Annotated in this window: 4 protein-coding genes; 2 read left to right on the plus strand and 2 right to left on the minus strand. The window is 73.8% G+C overall.

Going from position 1 to position 3257, the window contains the following annotated elements; genetic code table 11:
- Positions 1-61 precede the first annotated feature (61 nt).
- Positions 62-652: an RNA polymerase sigma factor gene (locus tag E7Z54_RS03760; protein ID WP_136431669.1), complete on the minus strand. Its 591-nt coding sequence runs from the start codon at positions 650-652 to the stop codon at positions 62-64.
- A gap of 70 nt (positions 653-722) precedes the next feature.
- Here E7Z54_RS03760 and E7Z54_RS03765 point away from each other — a divergent pair, with 70 nt between their 5' ends.
- Positions 723-1754 carry an adenosine deaminase gene (locus E7Z54_RS03765; protein WP_240769503.1) on the plus strand — a complete coding sequence of 344 codons (1032 nt, stop codon included), beginning with the start codon at positions 723-725 and terminating at the stop codon, positions 1752-1754.
- 44 nt (positions 1755-1798) lie between these two features.
- Positions 1799-2317 carry a DUF4190 domain-containing protein gene (locus E7Z54_RS03770; protein ID WP_136431671.1) on the plus strand — a complete coding sequence of 173 codons (519 nt, stop codon included), beginning with the start codon at positions 1799-1801 and terminating at the stop codon, positions 2315-2317.
- Between the two features lie 10 nt (positions 2318-2327).
- On the opposite strand, the gene E7Z54_RS03775 is transcribed toward E7Z54_RS03770, so the two are convergent.
- Positions 2328-3257: UDP-N-acetylmuramate dehydrogenase (locus E7Z54_RS03775; RefSeq protein ID WP_136431672.1), on the minus strand; the 930-nt coding region annotated here is incomplete at its 5' end.

Genomic DNA, 3257 nt, shown 5'->3' on the forward strand with positions numbered 1-3257 from the left:
AGCTCGGTGAGCAGGGCCTGCTCGAAGCCGTCCAGCGGACGACTGGATGCTCGGGTGGTTGTCATGACGGAACCTCCGGGATGAGCGCAGCCTCCACACTGGCGTGCGGTCGCTGCAGGTGGGACTGGACCAGGCGCCGGCCGCGGTGCAGCCGGACCCGCGCGGTGGCCGGCTTCACCCCCAGCACGGCTGCTGCCTCGGTGATCGACAGGCCGTCGACGGCCACGAGCTCGACGAGGGCACGGTCGCGGGCGGACAACGAGCCCAGGGCGTCATACAGCGCTCGGGTCTCGCGCTCGGCGTCGAGCCGTTCCTCGGCACGGCCGAGCGAGTCGGGGTCGAGCAGTCGCCTCCCCGCGATCCGTCGTACGGCGTCCCGCTGGCGGCTCTGGCGGCGGAACTCCGAGGCGACCACGTTGCGGGCCACTCCGATCAGCCAGCCACCCGGACTGCCCCGGTCCGGCCGGTAGCCGGCGGCGGCGTCGATCGCGGCGAGGAAGACGTCGGCGGCCAGGTCCGCGGCCAGGTGGGGGTCGGCGACGCGACGCGCCACGAACCGCTGCACCGCCTCGACATGCTCGCGGTAGAAGGCCTCGAACGCGTCCGGGTCGGAACCGATCCGGTGCACGTCGGAGGGCTGCTCGGTGGTCATGCTCCTTCCTGGCGGATCGGTGCTCCGACGTTACATCCGGCGTCCGGAGCGCTACCCCTACGATGGCCGGGTGCGGGACCTCCACGCCCTTCCGAAGGCGCACCTCCACCTGCACTTCACCGGTTCCATGCGCCACGGCACCCTCCTCGAGCTGGCCGAGCGGGACCGCATCCACCTCCCCGACGCGCTGGTGAGCGAGTGGCCGCCGCAGCTCACCGCAGCCGACGAGAAGGGCTGGTTCCGCTTCCAGCGGCTCTACGACGTCGCGCGATCCGTGCTCCGCACCGAGGGCGACGTACGACGCCTGGTGCTCGAGGCGGCCGAGGACGACGTCGTCGACGGCGGCCGGTGGCTGGAGATCCAGGTCGATCCCAGCGGCTACGGCGCCCGGTTCGGCGGGATCACGGCGTTCACCGACCTGGTGCTGGACGCGGTCCGCGACGCCTCCGTCCGCACCGGGCTGGGGATCGCGGTCGTGATCGCCGCGAACCGGACCCGGCATCCCCTGGACGCCCGCACCCTGGCCCGCCTCGCTGCGCAGTACGTCGACCGCGGGGTGGTCGGTTTCGGCCTCTCCAACGACGAGCGGCGCGGCCTGACGACCGACTTCGCCGGCGCCTTCGCGATCGCCGAGCGGGCCGGGCTGCTGCTGGCCCCGCACGGCGGCGAGCTCCGTGGCCCCGAGCACATCCGCACCTGCCTCGACTCCCTGCACGCGCACCGGCTGGGCCACGGGGTCCGGGCGGCGGAGGACCCCGAGCTGCTGGCCAGGATCGTCGACGCCGGTGTCGCGCTGGAGGTCTGCCCGGTCTCCAACGTCGCGCTCGGCGTCTACTCCGACCCGTTCTCGGTGCCCCTCCCGACGCTGCTCGACGCGGGCGCGACGGTCGCCCTGGGCGCCGACGACCCGCTGCTGTTCGGGTCGCGGCTCGCCGGGCAGTACGCCACGATGCGCGCCGCCCACGAGCTCACCGACGAGCAGCTCGCCGAGCTCGCGCGGATGTCGTTCCGGGCGAGCCGGGCACCGAAGGACGTGGTCGAGGCCGCGACGGCCGATATCGACGCGTGGCTCGCCGCGCCGGACGAGCCTGCGGCCGACTGACCGATCGGCCCCTCGGGCCGGCTCCGGCTGGAAGACTGCCCGCCATGAGCGAGCAGCCGCCCCTCGTCCCGCCGTCGCAGCCGATGCCCCCGATGCCGCCCTCGCCGCCTGCCTCGGCATGGCCGGGGTTCGAGCCGTACTCGGCCCCGGCGTACGGGGAGGCCAGCAGCGAGGCGCCGGCCGGCCAACAACCCCCGCCGCCGCAGAGCATGCCGGTCCCCTACCGGGTCGCCCCGCAGTACCTCGTCAACCCGGCGGCGCCCACACATCCCCTGGCGATCACCTCGCTGGTGCTCGGCATCGTCGGCCTCGTCGGAGTCATCGGGACCTTCTTCGTCGGGGTGACCCTGATCGCGGGCGTCTGCTCGCCGTTCGCGATCTGGCTCGGGGCGCGCTCGAGGCGGATCATCCGGGAGAACCCGCAGTCCTACGGCGGCGAGGGCGTCGCCCTCGGCGGCCTCGTCACCGGCATCATCGGCCTCGTGCTCGGCGCGCTGGTGCTCCTGGCGATCGTCGCGGTGGTCGGGCTGCTCGTCGTCCTGTTCGCCTCCGCCGAGGCGTGACGACCGCGTCCTAGAGGCTGCAGCCCACCGTCACCGGCTCGTTGACGAGCTCGATCCCGAACTTCTCCTGGACCCCGTCGCGCACCGCGCGCGCCAGCTCCAGCAGCTCGGCGGTCGACGCCCCGCCGCGGTTGGTCAGTGCCAGGGTGTGCTTGGTCGACAGCGACACCCGCGCCCCGTCGAGCCGGTACCCCTTGCGGAACCCGGCCTGCTCGATCAGCCACGCGGCACTGGTCTTCACCATCCCGTCGCCCAGTGGCCAGGACGGCGCCCCCTCCGGTACCCGCGCCGGGTCGACCACCGGGTTGGTGAAGAACGAGCCGGCGCTCCACGTGTCGTGGTCGGTGGGATCGAGCACCATGCCCTTGCTGCGGCGCAGGTCGAGCACCGCCTCCCGCACCTCCACCAGCGGCGCCCGCTGTCCCTGCTCGACGCCGAGGGTCCGGGCGAGCTCGGCGTAGGCGACCGGACCGGACAGGTCACCGGGGTGGAAGTCGAAGGTGACGTCCAGGACCAGGTGGCGTCCTCCCCACGCGTCCAGGCGGTCGGCCTTGAACCGCGAGTGGCGGTAGCCGAACCCGCACTCGCCGGCCGCGAACGTGCGCTGGCCCTTGAGCACCCGGTCCCAGACCCGCACTCGGGCGATCGTCTGCGAGACCTCCTGGCCGTAGGCCCCGACGTTCTGGATCGGGGTGGCCCCGACCGTGCCGGGGATCCCGGACAGCGCCTCGACGCCCGCCCAGCCGTTGGCCACCGCCTGCCCGACGAACGCGTCCCACGACTCGCCGGCGCCGACCGTCACCGAGACCACGCCGCAGCCGTCGGCCTCGACCCTGAGGCCGCCGCCGAGGACGTGGACGACCGTGCCCTCGAGGCCGTCGTCGGCGACCACGACGTTGCTGCCGCCGCCGAGCACGAGCACCGGCTCCCCGGCCGCGTC

Origin of the sequence: Nocardioides sp. (genome assembly GCF_004803405.1) — a bacterium.
GTDB lineage: Bacteria > Actinomycetota > Actinomycetes > Propionibacteriales > Nocardioidaceae > Nocardioides > Nocardioides vastitatis.